This window comes from Paenibacillus durus, assembly GCF_000756615.1.
In the GTDB taxonomy this organism is placed as follows: domain Bacteria; phylum Bacillota; class Bacilli; order Paenibacillales; family Paenibacillaceae; genus Paenibacillus_AQ; species Paenibacillus_AQ durus.
Map to the genome: position 1 here is coordinate 2,560,178 of NZ_CP009288.1, position 19,444 is coordinate 2,579,621.

The window sequence follows — 19,444 nt, forward strand, 5'->3', positions numbered from 1 at the left end:
GGCTAATTCACACAATATATTGTGACAAATGCGGTGAAAGCCGTTTTAATCGGAGAAGACCCGCCTACACAGAGATCGGAGTAGTAATCATAATTTCGGGAGGTTGTTTAAATTGAGTACAGTAGAGCGCAAGCAGCGGCTGGAGGGGCTCAGCGAGAAAATCTTTTTGGACCGCTATGCCTGGAAAGACGCCGACACAAACAATGCCAAGGTGGGAGACGTGGTGCTTGTCCTGACCAAAGACGACCCCAAATTTCCTACCAAGGAAGTCGGGGAAATCGTAGAGCGCAGCGGCCGGATCGTAACGGTTAAGACACGCAGCGGCGAGCTGGTGAAGTCCGAGGTGGAGAAGCTGACGCTTAATATAGAAAAAACACCGGAAGAAATGTGGGACCGCCTGGCCGGAGCCATGGCATCCGTAGAGAAGACGCCGGAGCTGCAGCGCGAATGGACGGATAAATTCCGCAGCATTCTGGATGACTGGAAGCTTGTTCCCGGAGGCCGGATCGCAGCCGGAGCCGGAGCGAGCGACGAGCTGACGCTGTTCAACTGCTATGTTGTGCCTTCGCCTAAAGACAGCCGGGGCGGCATAATGGAGACCTTGTCCGAAATGACGGAAATTATGGCACGCGGCGGCGGCGTCGGCATCAACCTGTCTTCGCTGCGTCCGCGCCGCGCCGTCGTCAAGGGCGTTAACGGTTCTTCCAGCGGGGCGGTATCCTGGGGCGGACTGTTCAGCTACACGACGGGATTGATCGAGCAGGGCGGAAGCCGCCGCGGTGCGCTGATGCTGATGATCAACGACTGGCACCCGGACGTCGCCGATTTCATTACTGTCAAGCAGACGATGGGTCAAGTGACGAACGCCAACCTGTCGGTATGCGTCAGCAACGGCTTTATGAAGGCAGTCAAAGAAGATCTCGACTGGGATCTCGTATTCCCGGATACGACAGAGCCCGATTACAATGAAGTCTGGGACGGCGACCTCGATAAATGGAAGGCTGCAGGCCGCAAGGTCAATCATTACCGTACTGTAAAAGCGCGGGATATCTGGCATACCATCATCGAATCCGCATGGAAATCGGCTGAGCCAGGCGTTGTCTTCATGGAGTACTATAATCAGATGTCCAACAGCTGGTACTTCAATCCGATTATCTGCACGAATCCGTGCGGCGAGCAAGGGCTGCCTGGCTGGGGCGTCTGCAACCTGTCCGCGATCAACCTCTCCAAGTTCTATGACGAGGAGAAGCATGATGTGGCCTGGGACGAGCTGGCAACAACAACCCGCTACTCAGTGCGCTTCCTGGACAACGTGATCGACAAGACACCGTACCATTTCCCGGAGAACGAAGCCAACCAGAAAAAAGAACGCCGTGTAGGCCTCGGAACGATGGGTCTGGCTGAGCTGATGATCAAGCTGAACATCCGTTACGGCAGCCCGGATTCGCTGGCGTTCCTGGACAAGCTGTACGGATTCATGGCCCGCGAAGCTTATCTGTCCTCCGCCGAAATCGCGGCAGAGAAAGGTTCTTTCCAGGCGTTCGACGCTGAGAAATACCTGCTGAGCGGCTTTATGAAAAATATGACCGAGGTGTACCCCGAAGTCGGCGAGGCCATCGCCAAGCAGGGGATGCGCAACGTTACAGTCATTACCCAAGCGCCGACAGGCAGCACGGGCACGATGGTCGGCACATCAACCGGCATCGAGCCGTACTTTGCCTTCAAATATTTCCGTCAAAGCCGCCTCGGCTTCGACGAGCAGTTCGTGCCGATTGCAGAGGAGTATCTGGAGGCTCATCCGGGCGAAGAGCTGCCGGACTACTTCGTAACCTCCATGGACCTGTCCGCCAAGGATCACATCCGAGTGCAGGCGGCTATCCAGCGCTGGGTGGACAGCTCCATTTCCAAGACGGCGAACTGCCCGAATGACTTTACGGTCGAAGAAACGAAAGAGCTGTACGAACTGGCTTTTGACCTTGGATGCAAAGGCGTCACCATCTACCGCGACGGCAGCCGGGATGTACAGGTATTGCAAACGGAGAAGAAGGAAGACAAGAAAGACGCTCCGCTGAAGGAGACGGCGTCTCCGAGTGCCGAAGCGGCAGAAGCCGCACCGGTTGGTGCCGCTCAGGTTTCTACTGCGCCCGCGGCTTCGATCAGCAGCGTATCCTCTGATTCCGGCTTGGCGTCAAGCGGCAAAGTTGTCGACAAGCAGTACAAGAAACGCCCGCAGGTGCTGCGCGGCGCGACCTATAAGATCAACACGCCGTTCGGCATGGCATACATTACGATTAACGATCTGGACGGCACGCCGGCCGAAATCTTCCTGAATGTCGGCAAGGCCGGTTCCGACGTGTTCGCAATGGCGGAAGCGCTGGGCCGCGTCTGCTCCCTGTTCCTTCGCTACGGAGACCACGGCGAGAAGGTTGAGCTGCTGATCAAGCATCTCAAAGGCATCGGCGGCTCCGGCGCCATCGGCTTCGGCGCGAACCGCGTCGAGTCCATCGCCGACGCGGTGGCGAAGGCGCTGGAAACCCATGTGCAGCAAAGCGCACATGAGGACCACGCTCCCGCGCCGATCGCCGCAACGCTCGCGCTCGAGGATTTCGAGAGCGCGCTGAACGCGGAGCTTAAGGCCGGCGGCGCTCCGGCAGCCCCGGCGGCTGAGGCCGACCACGGCCACGGCGGACATGGGCACAGCCATTCGTCATCCGCTTCCCGCGACCTGTGCCCGTCCTGCGGCACCGCCTCGCTGATTAACATCGAGGGCTGCAAGACCTGCGGGAACTGCGGGTACAGCCGGTGCGGGTAAGGGGATTTGAAGAGTAGACGGTTTTAAACAAATGTGTGATGGATCACGAAAGCTGCAAAAACGGCCACAAATGATGATAAAAATGACTCATTAAAAATGAAAATTCATTTAATATTCATCATATTGAATGAAAATTCAGTGATGTATTTTTAATTATTTACATGCATCAATAATAGCGGATCTGCTTTCGTATCGGATTCAGCCAAGCGTTTTAATTTAGAAAACTATGCAAAAAGTCCCGATAAGGTAGTTTCTTTATCGGGACTTTTTACGTGTAATAAACATTCTGGCATCGATTTAATAAAACCCCAATGACCTCAGTGATGGTTTGTACGTTTTACGAAATATATTGCAGTAGATTACCGGAGTAATGAATACGAAAATCCTGCAACATAATCTCTTTACAGTTCTTTTATAAAGGTATGTTGAAAATTAAATATAATCATAAATAAGCTCCGTATATTGTTGCTGGTGGATCGTGGAGAATTTTTTTTCGTTATCTCTAACAGATATTTACGAAACTTTAGAATTTCGTTTATCGTAAATATTGTAAAAATAGGAAGCGGGGAAAAAGTATGAGTTCAATATCTGTTAAGTTTTTTATGCTTGAAAACGATTTGTTGAAGTTTTACAAACGAGAGCTAAGTGAAGGAACGATTTGGCTAACTAAAAGAAACTGGTTTTATTTGGGAACTGCCTTAATAGGTATTTTAGCTTCGATTGTTGGCTCGGTGAGAGGCGTGCTCCAACTAGAATGTTCATGGATTCTTATGGGAGTCGGTTTGCTTTTTTTTCTACCGTTGATTAAAAAGCTAACACTCCAGAAAATGGGTAATAGAGGGTAAGACAAGTTCTGGAGGGATCATCATGAAACCTAACAGGGGCTTACCTAAAAATCGACTGACACCCGAGAAACGAGTTTATTTTCGACCGGAACTTACACATTGTCCTGACTGTGGGACGAAACTGAAAAGGCACCATACCGCTTCGCATAAAATTGTAGCGACTCTGAACGGAATTCTGGAGGCCTGGAATATGGCATACCACTGTCCGAATGCAGCTTGCGGGAAACCGGAACGATATTTCACCTCGGCAGAGGCCGATGCGCTCTGTTTAAAATATACTTCGTACGCCTACGACGTGTTGGCCCTTGTAGGCGTCATGCGTTTCAAGCAGCATAGGACGGTTACCGAAATCTCTGAAGCCTTAAAAGAGCGAGGAATTCCGACCTCGGAACGTCATGCCATGCGTCTGTACGAATGGTATCTCACCTTACTTCGTGCTTCTCTGACCCCTGACGTAAAAAAGGATTTAACGTCTGTTGTAGAGACATACAAAGGTCTTCTTCTCTCCATGGACGGTGTCCAGCCGGAGAAAGGGAATGAAACCCTTTATGTGGTCCGTGAAGGGTTTAGCGGTCGGATTTTGGCCGCAAAGAATCTGAAAAGCGGATCGAAAACGGAACTTATGGCGCTCCTGAAACCCTTGAAAGACCTCGGGCATCCGGTCATTGGTCTGGTTAGCGACGGTCAGAAATCTATTCGTTTGGCCATGGAGGAAACGTGGCCGGATACGCCATACCAATACTGCCAATACCACTATCTTAAAGATATTGCTAAACCGTCGTCGATCTGGACCGCAAACTCAAAACCGGACTCACTCAAGAAGAGCTTGCGGGGGCTGCGGGAGATTGAAAAGCAAGTCCAGGACGATGACTCCGTAGAGGGCGAAGTCACTCGTGACTATCTTGCCGCTACTCGCTCGCTACTACTAGAGGACGGTAATCCGCCGTTAGATTTACCCGGTGTAAGGATTTATGAAGGAGCTCAGGCCGTGAAAGCTTCACTCGAACAAAGTGTAGCTAAAAAAGGGGGGCCTCGACCCTGAACAAGGTCCTTCGTCTTTACCGCAAACTCCCCGAGTTCACTTCGCAGTACCACGCGGTGAAGCGTTGGCAGATTCCGATTCAAGAAACCGCACGACTGCTTATCCCTGCAGTGGTGGGGGCAGACCAGCGTAGCGAAACCGTACGCTTTGGGATGCAGTGCTTACGGTCCTGGATGCAGAAAACCTGTACCCATAAGGGAGACGACGTCCTTCTTTCCAATTTTGAGAGCTACACGAAGGGCTTCTGGAAAGGGCTTTTCACCTGCTACGATGCCCCTTGGGTCCCCCGTACGAATAACGACCATGAACGTTTTTTTCGTCAAACCAAAACGAAGCACCGACGAACGACGGGACGCCGAAGTTGGAATGAACATATTCTACGCTGCGGCGAGTTTGTGGTGCTCGTTGATGATGCCTTAGGTGTTTCTGCTAAAGCATAACGCCGCGAAGCTGGCGGGATTGCCTGTCCGGAAGTTGCCAGATATAATGACCGTATTCTAGCAAAGGAAAAAGGATACTTCCATCGCGTGTATGCCTGCTAGCACAGGCCGCACCGGAAATATCCTTCATCATTAGACATGGTCATTGTAACAGAGTATGCGCTGGTTGAAAAGATCCCTGGTGTTTTTCGTCAGGGGTGCGGAGGAGGTGCCCTGCCCGTGCTGCACAGAGAACCTAGAGATTATCGGTAGCCGGGAGCGGAAGGTCCGGGGTGGGGGTGGTGAGCTGCGCCAACTGGTGATTCGCAGACTCCGGTGTGCGGGATGCCGCAGGATTCACCATGAGCTCCCGGATCTACTCATTCCCTATAAACGGTACGATTCCCGTTGTATCGAACAGGCGGTCACGGAGCCGGAGGCGTCCGTGACCGCCTGCGCGGAAACCTCTACGTTACGGCGTTGGAAGGTCTGGTTTCGCGTGCTCTCTATCTACTTCATCCTCGTTCTGCAGGCGCTGGAGGCTCGGATGTCCGGCCTCGCTCCCGGGTCCCCCGAAGCTTCGGATCACCTGCGTATGACCTCCGCCCCCGCCTTTCGTCAGCAAGGACCCGGCTGGCTGGCCAGACTTGTCCGCCCCGTCGCAAACGCTCATTTGTGGGTACATACCCGTTTTGCCTATCTGTCCGCCCCGGCTCTACGGTAGACTCTCCTTGAGTTCATTTCAGGAAGGAGTTTACCGACCCATGAAAGACCAAAAGAAAGCCGAAGCCCTCGCCGCAGAGCGGATGCAGCTTCTCGCTCCCCTGCTTGCCGAAGGGCTGGACCCGGCCAAAGCCCGGGAGATGAAAGCGCAGATTTGTAAGCAAACCGGACTCTCCGAACGTACCTTGCGCCGGTATTTGGCGAGTTACCGGAGCGAAGGATTTACCGGCCTGAAGCCCAAAGGCAAAGGGCGGCAGCCCTCCGAAGAGATTCTTCCTACCGCCGTGCTCGAGCAAGCGATTCTTTTGCGCCGGGAGGTCCCCGGCCGCAGCGTCGCACAGCTCATTCAGATTTTAGAATGGGAAGGGCGGATTTCGCCGGGCCAAATTAAGCGTAGTACCCTGCAGGAGAGACTGACTGCCTGTGGCTACAGCTCGCGCCATCTGCGGATGTACGCCGAATCCGGGGTTGCCGCCAGACGCTTCCAGCAGCGCCACCGGAACCAGCTGTGGCAGTCAGACCTCAAATACGGACCGTATTTGCCCCTTGGCGAAAGCGGGACGATGAAACAGGTGTATCTGGTCGTGTTCATTGACGACGCTACAAGGTTTATTCTGCATGGGGAGTTTGTGCCGGTCATGGACCAGCGGCTGGTCGAATCGGCGTTTCGCCAAGCGATCCAGAAGTATGGGGTACCAGAAGCGGTCTATTTTGACAACGGCAAGCAGTACCGTACCCAAGCCATGACCCGGATATGTTCCAAGCTCGGAACCCGGCTGCTCTATGCGAAGCCCTACTCGCCTGAATCCAAAGGCAAGGTCGAACGGTTTAACCAAATCGTCGATTCGTTTCTGAGCGAAGTCGCCTTGGAGAAGCCGAAGACACTCGAGCAGTTGAATGAGCGCTTCGAGGTATGGCTCTCGGAGTGCTACCAGCACAAGCCCCACTCCGCCCTGCCGGACAAGCAAAGCCCGGAAACGGCGTTTCGGAGTGACAAGAAAGCGCTGCGGTTCATGGACCCGGATACCTTGGCGGACGCGTTCTTGCATAGTGAAAAGCGGAAGGTCGACAAGTCGGGCTGCATTAGCTTCATGAACCGAAAGTACGAAGTGGGCCTGACGGTCATTGGCTGTACGGTCGAGGTGGTTTATGACCCGGCAGACCCCACGGAACTGACGATTGAGTATGAGGGACGAGCGCCGTGGCGGGTGCGCGAGATGGAAATCGGTCAGCGGGCGGGAACCCGTCCGGCGTTGCCGGAGCACCTGGGCGCATCTATGACCGACACGTCGAGACTGCTGGAGGCGGCAGAGCAGCGACACCAGCAGCGCAAACAGCGGGAAGCACCTGCGGTGACGTACCGCAGAGTGCAGGCGGAGGATGGCCATGTTTGAGTCCTTCTACGAGTTGCACCGTGCTCCGTTCTCCAGAGATCTTGCGGTAGACGAGTTATATGCGTCTGCGTCGCAGGAAGAAATGCTCGGGCGTCTGGCCTATGTCGCGGAACGCCAGTGGTTTGCCGTGCTCACAGGGGACTGCGGGACCGGGAAAACGACTACGATCCGGCGGTTAGCCAAGGAACTGGACGAGGCGCGCTTTAAGCTACTCTACCTGTCCGATTCGAAACTGACCCCGCGCCACTTCTACAAAGGGCTGCTGGAGCAGCTCGGCTGTGAGTCGAAATTTTACCGGGGGGATGCAAAACGGCAGTTACACCGGGAGATTGAACTCATGCGTGGGATTCACCGGCTACAGCCCGTGGTCGTGGTCGATGAAGCCCATCTGCTGGACCGGGAGATGCTGGAGGAACTGCGATTTCTACTAAATCTGAAAATGGATTCACAGAGTCCGATGGCCCTGATTCTGGTGGGGCAAAGCGAACTGTGGGACCGGCTGGGGCTGCAAGCCTATGCGGCGATCCGCCAGCGAATTGATATGCAGTGTTATCTTCCGCATATGGACCGGGCGGAAGTGGGGGCCTATATGAAGAGGCATCTGAGTGCAGCAGGTGCCGAGCATGAACTGTTTACGGAGGCGGCGATGGATGAAATCTACCGTTTTTCCAGCGGAGCCGCCCGGCTGGTGAACAAGCTCTGTACCCACGCGTTGATCTACGGCGCACAGAACAAGCACCGGATTGTGGACGACCATATGGTAAAGCGCGTGATCCAGGGAGAATTGTCATGATTCTCCCTGCTTTTCTATCCTACTGCGGACAGCATGGCCGTCAATAGCAGGACAGCTTACACCGTCAACCTCCGGTCATTATGGGTTAGCAGTAACACCCTTATTTAGAGCAGCGACATACAATAAGTTGAAACATGTTTAATCACTCATGGTTGCAAAATATATTCAAAAATATGAATATTTATTCATTTATAGAAAATATTTTTTCTAATGAACTCTGTTATAAATGAGTTTTATTGCTTGTTAGTATCATTAATTCTAATTATTTCAGTTATAAAAGTGAAGGATTTTCGCTGTTTTTTTAAGGCATATTCTAATTATTTATGGAATATCACATAAACTGTGTGATTTTTCATTTTAAATGAGAAACGTTTCAATTTAATTGATAAAATTGTTTCATTTGATTCATTAATCAATCCTTTATTCATGTTATTGCATATAAATACAGTATTATTCGCGCACCTTGAACACGACAGCATGCTAATTAATGTTGTCGTGTTCTTTTTTTAAAAGATAACCCAGTCGTTTGGAGAGACGCTTATTTTTGCCATGCTCTGGGTAAGTCTGAATAAGCCGGAGCAAGTGATGAAGACGAGCATATACGCGGTTCTTTTGTCCGGGTTCTGTATCCTACTGCTTAATCTCTTTGCCATAGCCGTTTTTGGCGAAGGGATTTATTTGCGTTCAATATTTCCGCTGTACATCCTTATTCGGCAAATTAACATCGGAAACTTTATTACGAATCTTGATGCGCTTGGCGTGCTGTATTTTTGTATCACTTCGTTTTTCAAATTCTCCATCTACCTCTATGCAGTTGCCAGAGGCTTTCAACAGCTGTTGTTTCTCAAGAGCTATCGAATGATCATTTGGCCTGCGGCATTGTGCATTTTATTTATAGGGATGACAATGGCCTCAAGCCAGAAAGAGCATATTGAAGTTGGCATGAACATATATCCAAGGTTTCAAATATTGCTGCTGTTAGCGCTGCCTGCAATCCTGTTACTCGTGACTTGCGCCCGCAAGGTGCTGACCAAAAGGAGCTGAACGTGATCATGATTCATTGGCCATGGGAATCTCAGACCATTATGCACCAACCTTGGGTAACGCTTATTTTCTTTTCAACAATGGCTTTGCTTATGTCGATATTCAGCTGGTTCAGGGCAAGGAGGAAAAGGGGGAAAGATAAATAACCATTTCTATTTTGGCTCAAAACCGAAATCCTATTTTTTATTTCCGCCAAAAAGTTGAACAGTCTGCCTTATCCCAAATATTAAACTCGATCATTTTCTTAAGTAATGAGAAATCAACCGGACTATCCCATTGGATACGTACCAACTCCTTGGTGTGACCATAGCCAGCCTGCACAATTTCATCAGAAAAATGATTAATCCCTGCCCTTTCAGGGGCAACAGCCAAATGATGTTTGGCTACGCTAAAGCCAATAATAAATGTGCCGTGATCGGTAAACATAGGCTGATTCCACGCAATTTTTGGCATTAAATTTGGAAATTTCTTAGTTACCCAAGCCAAAACTTCTTCCGTTCGGGCCCGATGTTGCGGGTTATCAATATGCGCTAAATATTCTGCAAAAACTTCCATGTTGTTCCCTCCTAAAATAAAAATTTTTATAAATATATCAACGGATGAAGCTGTCCATCTGCACAAGCCATTAACTCACTTGTGTTCATAGAATATAGTATCTCTCAATGGAGGAGTGAAAGACTAATGGCAGAGATTCTGGATATGGATGCGTTAATGGTGTGACAAATTTATTCGTACATGTTAGGGGGTGAATTCAATGCATAAAGTAATAATCACAGGAGCAAATGGATTTATTGGTAGTTCATTAACGAACTTTCTTGCGAAAAAAGGGGTAACCATATTTGCTGTAGTCAAAAACAAATTCTCTAATGTTGATACAATAATGAAACATGAAAATATTAATATCATCTATTGTGATCTTAATCATGCAGAGCAGTTAGAATATTTGATAGCAGATAGAGATATTGATGTGTTTTATCATCTTGCTTGGACGGGTGCGTCTGGACCGGAAAGGGCAAACTATAAGGTTCAAGTGGATAATGTATCCAATTCCATGGAGTGTGCTAAGCAATCAAAGCTTATGGGATGTAAAAGATTCATTGCAATAGGTACTATTGGAGAGTTCATGGCAGAGCTAGCCATAAAAAATAATATAATTTCAGAGAATTTCACTTATGCTATTAGTAAGAAGTTTTATCACTCCTTGCTAGACATATATTGCTATAACAATAACATTCCCTACACGTGGTGCACTTTACCTGGTGTATATGGGATTGGGGATCGAACATCCAATATTATTAATTATACAATCAAAAAATTATTACTTAAAGAATTACCCGAATATACTAAAGCGGAGCAATTATTTGATTTCGTTTATATTAATGACTGTATCAAGTGTTTGTTTGAAATCGGATTAAAAAATGATTTAAAAAAATACTATTTTATCGGAGGCCCTTCTCCGCAACCTTTGTATAAATTTATTGAAGCAGCTAAAAATGTAGTTTCTCCTGACTCACAATTAGGGTTAGGAATAAGAAATGAAGATGGATTTGTATACAAGAAAGAATGGTTTACAATGGATGAAACTATAAAACATTTGGGTTTTAAACATGAATACTCTTTTGAAGAAGGTATAAAATTAACTGCTGAATGGATCAAATCAACGGGGATCTAGGTATATAAAGATCAGCGGATGAATTTGTTCATCTGCACAAGCCATTAGCTCACTTGTTCATAGAATATATTATCTCGCAATGAAAAGAACAAGGAGGCTCGTCTAATATGATTATCGGAACGGTAGTAGGCGCTTCGGGATTGCCACAAGCCAGGCTGATGGCGGCTTCGGTCAAGCGGGTAATGCCTCTAACAACGGTCGTCGTCTGCCTGGTAGAGCAATTTCCGGTAGAACCGCTTCCGGATATCGACTGGATTGTTACGGCCAAAGATATCTCGGCTTATATAGGATTCCACGACTTTGACGGTTATATATTCAAGTTTGGCTCCCTCCAATGCGCTACGGCGATGAAGGCTCAGCTGACCGCTTACCTGCTCAAAGCCTTCCCGGAGGAGGAGCAGATTGTTTATCTTGATCCGGAGATGTATGTAATGAGGCCGTTCAATGAAATATGGGGAATGCTTACCTACTATGATGTGGTGCTGACTCCCCACCATCTTGAGCCCTCGCCCCCTTGGGATTGTTTCCGCGAAATCGGGACGCTGCAGGACGGGACCTATAACAGCGCACTGGTAGGCGTTAGAAACAGCGACGGGGGCCGTCATTTTGCAGACTGGTGGGTGAAGATGACTTCAGGTGATTTTTACGGACAGCCGAAAGGGCTGTATATCGACCAGCCTTATCTGAACTTCGTTCGCACTTTTTATCATACAGGCATTCTTCGTCATCCCGGCTACAACCTGGCATTCTGGAACCTGCATGAACACTGCAGAGAACTCTACTGGGTAGAAGATCAGTATGTTTTGACCGACTGGACTCAGCTTCGCTGCGTGAACTTCAACAATACGGCCGGGCTGCTCGACAGCTGTATGAACGCCTTCATTCCGGACAACTGGGTTTATGCACAAATGTGGAAGAACTACAAGCAGGAGATGGAAGCTTTGCTTCCCTGGCATTCACCTTCCTCCTGGAGTTATGACTTCTTCTACAGCGGGGAGAAAATATCGGATGAGACCCGATTACGCTACCGGGAGGCCAAAATATACCGTTCAATGGAAGTTAATCCCTTCACACTTTCTAATGGAAGTCATTTTTGATTAATGAATGAAGAGGAGGACCCGCCATGATCATCTGCTCGGTGACCTGTGCAGACAATCTGCATGAGGCTAAAGTGATGGCAAGAAGGACAAAAGTTCAAATGCCATACGCCCGGGTTGTCATATGTCTTTTGGAGAGGTCGATGCATCCGGCAGCGCTTAACGTTCCATGGTTCGACGAAGTCATTCTGGCCAAGGATTTGGGAATCCCCGAATTTGAAACCAATATTCTAAAATACCGGCTTTATGAGGCGGTAACCTCCATTAAACCGGCTTTTCTCCATTTTCTGTTTGACCGGTATCCGGATGAGTTCAACATCGTATTCATGGATACGGACGTCATCCCTTATGCTCCATTCGACGATCTGCTGTTTCACCTGGAACATCAGAACATCCTGCTGTCGCCTCACCTGCTGGAGCCGTGCGGAGATCCGTGGAGCTATTTATGGGTGGGCGTCTTTAACACCGGCTTTATGGCGCTTCGGCGGTCGGAGGAAACCATGCATTTTCTGGAATGGTGGAAAGAGCGGCTGTACAGCTATGGATATTACCAAGCCCCCTATTATTGTGATCAGAAATGGATCGATCTCGCGCCAGCTTACTTTAACGTTACGGTATGGGACCACCCGGGGTACAACGTCGCTTACTGGAATCTGCACGAGTCCAGACGGAAGATCATTTCGGCCGGGGAAGGGCAGTATTGGTTTGAAGATGGCCTTTCATTCGTCTGTTTTCACTATTCCGGAATAAACAGGGCTCTGCCGTACCATTTGGGGATATGGTTTCCCGATCATTCGTATCCGCTGTATGAGCTGATCCGGCTCTTTCAGGAAGAACTGTGGGTTATGGGTAAAGAGGAGTTTTCCCAGCTCCCCTGGAGCTATGACTATCACATCGATGGCACTCCTATTACAGAGGAAGAGAGAAATAGCTATCGCTGCTGATGTCTGGACTTTTTCAGAACACATAAACGATCATAATTTTATGAAAAATCACAATTCTCCATCCATAAACAACCAGCCCACAGCGATTGACGCTCTGGGCTCTTTTTTGTGGAAATACGCATTTTCCAAGATTTACACAATCAATACAATGATCTAATAATCTATTTACCATTCATTGCTAGACTTATCCTATTGTCCCCAGTGACGAAAATGAGATCAGAAAAGGAGATTAGGATGAGATTATTAAAGTACATAACAGCTATGCTGCTGGTTTTCCTGTTGGCGGCGGGGTCTTTGAATGCGGCAGGACCTGTACTCGCGGCAGAGTCTTCGGATGCTGCGGTATCCGTCAGCAAGGTGACGGTAACGTTCAATGGCGACCCCAAGACCTCCAAGGGGTTCACGTGGTATACGCCAAAGGCTTCTCAAGACAGTGATGTACAGGTTATTGAAGCAACCTATGGAAAAGCGGAGTTTGACACCGGCCTTACGTTCAAGGGAATAACCCAGGTGTCTACAAACTCTCCTCTGGAGAATGTGCACAAAGCTGAAGCAACCGGACTCAAGGCAGACACCGCCTATTATTTCCGCGTGGGGGACGCCGCACTGAATGTGTGGAGTGAAGCGGGAACGTTCAAGACAGCGCCTGCAGGCGGAGCCTTCACGTTCATCGACCTGGCAGATACGCAGGCGAAGAGCGAGGATGAAGCGATCCTTTCCTCCGAAACTCTGGTCAAAGCGCTGGCGACGGTTCCGGATGCCGACTTTGTGGTCCATAACGGCGACATTGTCGATAACGGAATCAAGGAAGAGCAATGGAACTGGCTGCTGGGCCACTCCCGGCAAAGCCTGCTGAACACAACGATTGTGCCGGCTGCGGGCAACCATGAAGACGAGAATAATGCGTTCATCGAGCATTTTGACATCAAACCGGCCGCAGGCTCGGCTACAGAAACCGGAGCGTATTACTCCTACGATTACAGCAACGCGCATTTTGTGGTGCTGAACACGAATGAGAACTCGGAGGAGTATGCGGATTTCTCCAAGGATCAGGTAGAGTGGCTGAAAAGTGATGTGAAAGCAGCCAAAGCGGCGGGCGCCCAGTGGATTATCGTGAACATTCACAAGGGGCCGTACACGACATCGAACCATGCGACCGACACTGACATCATGGGACCAAACGGAGTCCGGACGAAGATCGCCCCGCTGATGGCAGAGCTGGATATTGATTTTGTCCTTCAAGGGCATGACCATATTTACGCCCGCACCAAGCCGATCAAGAGCGATAACACCGCCGCTGCGACCGCGAAATTCATCGAATCGCAGAACGGCAAATCTGTGGAATACACGGTTAACCCGGACGGCACGATCTATCTGATCCCGGCGACAGCGGGACCAAAGGTCTATTACAAGAACCAGAAAGAAGCGCTTGGAGATAAGTATTACAATCTGTTCGAGCGTGCGGAAGAAAACCATGCGGCGAAATACGGCCCGGACCCAAGCGACGCCACCCGCCCAAAACGCAGTCAGGTACAGAACTTTGTCGGCATAACGATTGACGGCGGCAAGCTGACGGCGTATACGTATGAAATTGATCAGAATGTGGATAACGCTGCTCCATATCTGGTTGACCAGTTCGGTATTCAAAAGGATGTTGGAGTCAGCAAGGTGACGGTAACGTTCAATGGCGACCCCAAAACCTCCAAGGGGTTCACGTGGTATACGCCAAAGGCTTCTCAAGACAGTGATGTACAGGTTATTGAAGCAACCTATGGAAAAGCGGAGTTTGACACCGGCCTTACGTTCAAGGGAATAACCCAGGTGTCTACAAACTCTCCTCTGGAGAATGTGCACAAAGCCGAAGCAACCGGACTCAAGGCAGACACCGCCTATTATTTCCGCGTGGGGGACGCCGCGCTGAATGTGTGGAGTGAAGCGGGAACGTTCAAAACGGCGCCAGCAGGCGGAGCCTTCACGTTCATCGACCTGGCAGATACGCAGGCGAAGAGCGAGGATGAAGCGATCCTTTCCTCCGAAACCCTGGCTAAAGCGCTGGCGGCGGTTCCGGATGCCGACTTTGTGGTCCATAACGGCGACATTGTCGATAACGGAATCAAGGAAGAGCAGTGGAACTGGCTGCTGGGCCACTCCCGGCAAAGCCTGCTGAACACAACGATTGTGCCGGCTGCGGGCAACCATGAAGACGAGAATAATGCGTTCATCGAGCATTTTGACATCAAACCGGCCGCAGGCTCGGCTACAGAAACCGGAGCGTATTACTCCTACGATTACAGCAACGCGCATTTTGTGGTGCTGAACTCAAATGAGAACTCGGAGGAGTATGCGGATTTCTCCAATGCCCAGGTAGAGTGGCTGAAAAGTGATGTGAAAGCAGCCAAAGCGGCGGGCGCCCAGTGGATTATCGTGAACATTCACAAGGGGCCGTACACGACATCGAACCATGCGACCGACACTGACATCATGGGACCAAACGGAGTCCGGACGAAGATCGCCCCGCTGATGGCAGAGCTGGATATTGATTTTGTCCTTCAGGGGCATGACCATATTTACGCCCGCACCAAGCCGATCAAGAGCGATAACACCGCTGCCGCAACCGCGAAATTCATCGAATCGCAGAATGGCAAATCAGTGGAATACACGGTAAACCCGGACGGCACGATCTATCTGATCCCGGCGACAGCGGGACCAAAGGTCTATTACAAGAACCAGAAACCAGAGCTTGGAGATAAGTATTACGATCTGTTCGAGCGTGCGGAAGAAAATCATGCGGCGAAATACGGCCCGGACCCAAGCGACGCCACCCGTCCAAAACGCAGTCAGGTACAGAACTTCGTCGGCATAACGATTGACGGCGGCAAGCTGACGGCATTTACGTATGAAATTGATCAGAATGTGGACAGCGGCGCTCCGTACCTGGTTGATCAGTTTGGTATTCAAAAGGTTTCCAGCACTGGAAATAGCGGTGGCACCCCCAGCAATACTGGAGGTGGAGGAACGAAACCGACGGTGCCAGCTACGCCGCCAACTGCGCCAACTACGCCAACGGCACCTGCGGTACCAACAGCGCCAACTGCCCCGGCAACAAAGCTGAAGGATATTGGCGGGCACTGGGCAGCAGCTGCAATCAACAAGGCTGTGGAGCTTGGGTTTGCCAAAGGGTATGCGGACGGAACCTTCCGTCCGAACCAAACGGTCAACCGGGCGGAGTTTATTACTCTCCTGATGCGTGCTGTGAAACATACGGACACCGGGAAAGCCCTGGGCTTCAAAGATGCGGGCAAAATTCCGGCTTGGTCGCAATCCTTTATCGCGCAAGCTTTGGATGCGGGTATTATTGCGGGCTATAATGATAACACCTTCCGTCCCGATCAGGTCATCACAAGAGCCGAAATGGCGGCGATGATTGTCCGTGCTGGCGGAGTCCAAGTGAATCCTAAGGCGGTGCTGTCTTTTGCGGACGCCAAGGATGCTCCGAAATGGGCGGTTCCTTATATTGCAGCGATTAAGGATGCGGGGCTTGTAAACGGAATCGGTCAGAACCGGTTTGCTCCAAATCAAAGGGTTACAAGAGCGGAGGCTGTAACCGTCATTCTGGGGCTGCTGCAGCGAGCGCAATAATAGCAGCTTTTCACAAATGGGCGTCCCATAAGCCATGCAATGGCTAGGGACGCCTCTTTGGTATGTTCAAAAAGTGCATTTCGGATGAATTCAATGAACTTTGTCGCCTTTTGAGTGAATGATAATATTCCCGGAGAGCATTGACAAAACAAGGAATTAATTTGTACAATTAGGAAAAATATTCACTTAGATTCCAATCTTTCTCCGGTAACAAGCCTAATGCAAATAGCGATAAGAATCATCTTAGCGATTGCTATAATGGCTCTTTTTTGCCCTTCCTAAATGAGACATACCAGTACCAATTTCCGATAAGACAGTTATGGCAGAAGTTCTGTCACTTTCATAAGGAACCACCATTTTGTCAAGCTTTTCACTCAAATATGTGTAGCCCTTGATGCTGTCGTTTCCGGGCATGCTTGGCAAATCTACCTCATCCATCAGCGACTACTTAGTCACATCCGATTTTTTTCCGGTACACTGTTTATCTCTCTCCACAAATTCTTGCGATTGAAAGCAATGGTTTGGAAACTTAAATACAACGCTTATCCCAATAAAATAGGCAGACTCATGTTCATTTACTTTATCTGTTTTTTACTGCGAACTGGAACCAGAACTATCCTTAACTCTGTATATTTGAAAATTTGAATATATGATTACTCAAATTTATGGTTATAAAGTGGGGATGAAAAATATGACGATATTTGTTTTTCCTGGACAAGGCTCACAGGTCAAAGGAATGGGAGGAAATCTCTTTAATGAGTTCAGGGAACTAACTGCTCAAGCAGATGACATTTTAGGATACTCTATCAGAGAATTATGTATGGAAGATCCTAACTCAACTTTAGGTCAAACCCAGTACACTCAACCTGCTTTGTTCGTAGTTAGTGCATTAAGCTATCTTAAAAGGATCAAGGAAACGGGGCGCAAACCGGATTTTGTTGCCGGACACAGCTTGGGAGAGTATAACGCATTATTTGCAGCCGGAGCGTTTGATTTTGAGACTGGATTAAAATTGGTCAAAAAAAGAGGAGAACTGATGAGCCTTGCTACTGGAGGCGGTATGGCGGTGGTTCTCGGAATAACTGAAGAAAACATTGTAGAGGTTTTAAAACAAAATGGTTTATATTCGATTGATATTGCAAATGTGAATTCACCTTATCAAATAGCACTTTCCGGACTTAAAGAAGATATTGATCAAGCTAGGCCTATTTTTGAAGCAACTCCAAATGTCCAATTGTTCATTCCGTTAAATGTCAGCGGGGCTTTTCATTCCAGGTACATGACTGATGCACGATTGGAATTTGAAAAGATTTTAAATACATGCACTTTTTATCCATTATCCATTCCGGTTATATCCAATGTTTATGCGCGTCCCTATAAGCGGGAGCTTCTGCAATCGACTTTAGCTGAACAAATTAATAGTTCTGTAAAATGGACGGAAAGTATCCGTTATTTGATGGGATTGGGAGAGTCCGTATTTGAGGAAATTGGCCCGGGGAGAGTGTTAACGGGACTGGTCGAACGGATTCAGAGAGAAGCAACGCCCTTAGTCATCGACACTCCCGAACAGGTTGAAGAAGAGCCGGCGCCGAAACCAATGGAGCCTTCTGAGCCTAGTCATTCCGCAATTCGTTCCGAAATTACTGCATTTCTACTCGGCAATCCGGAATTTAAAAATGAATATCATCTGAAATATGCGTATTTGACCGGTGGAATGCACTATGGTATTGCATCCGAGGACTTGGTAATAAAAATGGGAAAGGCTGGAATGATGGGATTCTTGGGAACACATGGCATGGAGCTTCCGCAAATTGATAATGCAATCCGGCAAATTCAGAAGAATCTGAATGAGGGGCAAGCCTATGGAGTCAATCTGTTTCATAACCCGGCGGACCCTGAAAGAGAAGAAAAGCTGGTTGATCTGTATTTAGCGCTTGGAGTAAAAGTGATTGAGGCGTCTGCTTTTTTAACAGTAACACCCGCACTCATAATATATCATGCCAAAGGTTTGAAAAGGGATGTTAATGGCAGGGTCGTAAGTTCAAACCGGATTATTGCCAAGGTATCCCGCCCCGAGGTAGCAGAAGCTTTTTTGAGTCCTGCTCCTAGACATATTCTAGATAAATTGCTGCAAGAGAATAAAATTACTCTGGAAGAAGCGGACATGTCAGAAAATATCCCCATAGCCGATGACATATGCGCTGAATCGGATTCAGGAGGCTATACAGATGGTGCATCGGCTTATACTTTAATTCCGGCCATGATGTCATTAAGGGATGAAATGAAGGAAAAATATCATTACCACAATAATATACGGGTAGGGGCAGCAGGCGGGATTGGAACACCGCAAGCAGCAGCAGCGGCTTTTATACTTGGAGCGGATTTTATTCTGACAGGTTCAATCAATCAATGTACGGTGGAAGCAAGAACTAATGACGTAGTCAAAGACTTATTGCAGCAAATCAATGTTCAGGATACGGATTACGTGCCGTATGGCAATATGTTTGAAACAGGCGTAAAAGTTCAAGTGCTTAAAAAAGGAGTGTTTTTTCCTGCGCGAGCCAAAAAATTATATGATTTATACTGCCAGCACCATTCTCTAGACGAGATTGATGAGAAGACAAGGATTCAAATTCAGGATAAATACTTTAAACGAAGCTTTAATGAGGTATATGAAGAGGTAAAGGCTTATTCCCCTGAACACAAGATTCATAAGGCCGATCAGAACCCCAAGCAAAAGATGGCGTTAATTTTCAGGTGGTATTTTGAATACAGCAATAGATTGGCTTTGAGCGGAAGTAAAGAACATATTGTGGATTATCAGGTTTATTGCGGATCAGCCCTTGGCGCGTTTAATCAGTGGGTTAAAGGTACGGACATTTCAATGTGGAGAAATCGCCATGTGGATGAGATTGGGGAAAAAATAATGAATGAAACGGCAAAAATGTTAAATCAAAAATTCACCGGCTTTCTTGGCATTAAAGAATTATAGAGCCGGTTGTCCTAACAATTTTTATTGG

The 19,444-nt window shown here is 48.6% G+C and carries 12 protein-coding genes; 11 read left to right on the plus strand and 1 reads right to left on the minus strand.

What is annotated here, in order from left to right; all coding sequences use genetic code 11:
* Positions 1 to 112: 112 nt before the first annotated feature.
* The 6 genes from PDUR_RS11000 to PDUR_RS11030 all read left to right on the plus strand — a co-directional run bounded on the left by PDUR_RS11000 (position 113) and on the right by PDUR_RS11030 (position 9,072).
* Positions 113 to 2,812 (plus strand): adenosylcobalamin-dependent ribonucleoside-diphosphate reductase, encoded by a 2,700-nt coding sequence (locus tag PDUR_RS11000; protein WP_042206309.1) that lies wholly within the window; start codon positions 113 to 115, stop codon positions 2,810 to 2,812.
* 1,035 nt (positions 2,813 to 3,847) lie between these two features.
* A complete protein-coding gene (locus PDUR_RS11010) occupies positions 3,848 to 4,699 on the plus strand; it encodes a transposase (protein ID WP_233277526.1) in 852 nt (283 codons plus the stop codon).
* Between the two features lie 606 nt (positions 4,700 to 5,305).
* The gene (locus PDUR_RS11015) at positions 5,306 to 5,842 is read left to right on the plus strand and encodes a DUF6431 domain-containing protein (RefSeq protein ID WP_052410173.1); all 537 of its coding nucleotides are present in this window, start codon (positions 5,306 to 5,308) and stop codon (positions 5,840 to 5,842) included.
* A 40-nt stretch (positions 5,843 to 5,882) separates the two neighbouring features.
* Entirely contained in the window at positions 5,883 to 7,235 is a 1,353-nt protein-coding gene (locus tag PDUR_RS11020; RefSeq protein ID WP_042205201.1) for a DDE-type integrase/transposase/recombinase, read from the plus strand.
* Complete coding sequence (locus PDUR_RS11025) at positions 7,228 to 8,028, plus strand: ExeA family protein (RefSeq protein WP_042205200.1); 801 nt, start codon at positions 7,228 to 7,230, stop codon at positions 8,026 to 8,028. Before PDUR_RS11020 ends, PDUR_RS11025 begins: the two co-directional genes overlap by 8 nt.
* Positions 8,029 to 8,541: 513 nt before the next feature.
* Positions 8,542 to 9,072 (plus strand): GerAB/ArcD/ProY family transporter, encoded by a 531-nt coding sequence (locus tag PDUR_RS11030; protein ID WP_269079215.1) that lies wholly within the window; start codon positions 8,542 to 8,544, stop codon positions 9,070 to 9,072.
* 183 nt (positions 9,073 to 9,255) lie between these two features.
* Here PDUR_RS11030 and PDUR_RS11035 read toward each other — a convergent pair whose 3' ends face one another.
* Positions 9,256 to 9,627: an iron chaperone gene (locus PDUR_RS11035; protein WP_042206311.1), complete on the minus strand. Its 372-nt coding sequence runs from the start codon at positions 9,625 to 9,627 to the stop codon at positions 9,256 to 9,258.
* 199 nt (positions 9,628 to 9,826) lie between these two features.
* Between PDUR_RS11035 and PDUR_RS11040 the strand changes: the two genes are divergently transcribed.
* From PDUR_RS11040 to fabD, 5 genes are all read left to right on the plus strand, one after another.
* Complete coding sequence (locus PDUR_RS11040; RefSeq protein WP_042206312.1) at positions 9,827 to 10,744, plus strand: NAD-dependent epimerase/dehydratase family protein; 918 nt, start codon at positions 9,827 to 9,829, stop codon at positions 10,742 to 10,744.
* Positions 10,745 to 10,851: 107 nt separating this feature from the next.
* Positions 10,852 to 11,841 carry a hypothetical protein gene (locus PDUR_RS11045; protein WP_042206313.1) on the plus strand — a complete coding sequence of 330 codons (990 nt, stop codon included), beginning with the start codon at positions 10,852 to 10,854 and terminating at the stop codon, positions 11,839 to 11,841.
* A 26-nt stretch (positions 11,842 to 11,867) separates the two neighbouring features.
* Positions 11,868 to 12,785, plus strand: a complete 918-nt coding sequence (locus tag PDUR_RS11050) for a glycosyltransferase family protein (protein WP_042206314.1) — start codon at positions 11,868 to 11,870, stop codon at positions 12,783 to 12,785.
* Between the two features lie 234 nt (positions 12,786 to 13,019).
* Entirely contained in the window at positions 13,020 to 16,424 is a 3,405-nt protein-coding gene (locus PDUR_RS27995) for an S-layer homology domain-containing protein (protein WP_081949475.1), read from the plus strand.
* A 691-nt stretch (positions 16,425 to 17,115) separates the two neighbouring features.
* Complete coding sequence (gene fabD / locus PDUR_RS11065; protein ID WP_042206315.1) at positions 17,116 to 19,416, plus strand: ACP S-malonyltransferase; 2,301 nt, start codon at positions 17,116 to 17,118, stop codon at positions 19,414 to 19,416.
* Positions 19,417 to 19,444: the final 28 nt, after the last annotated feature.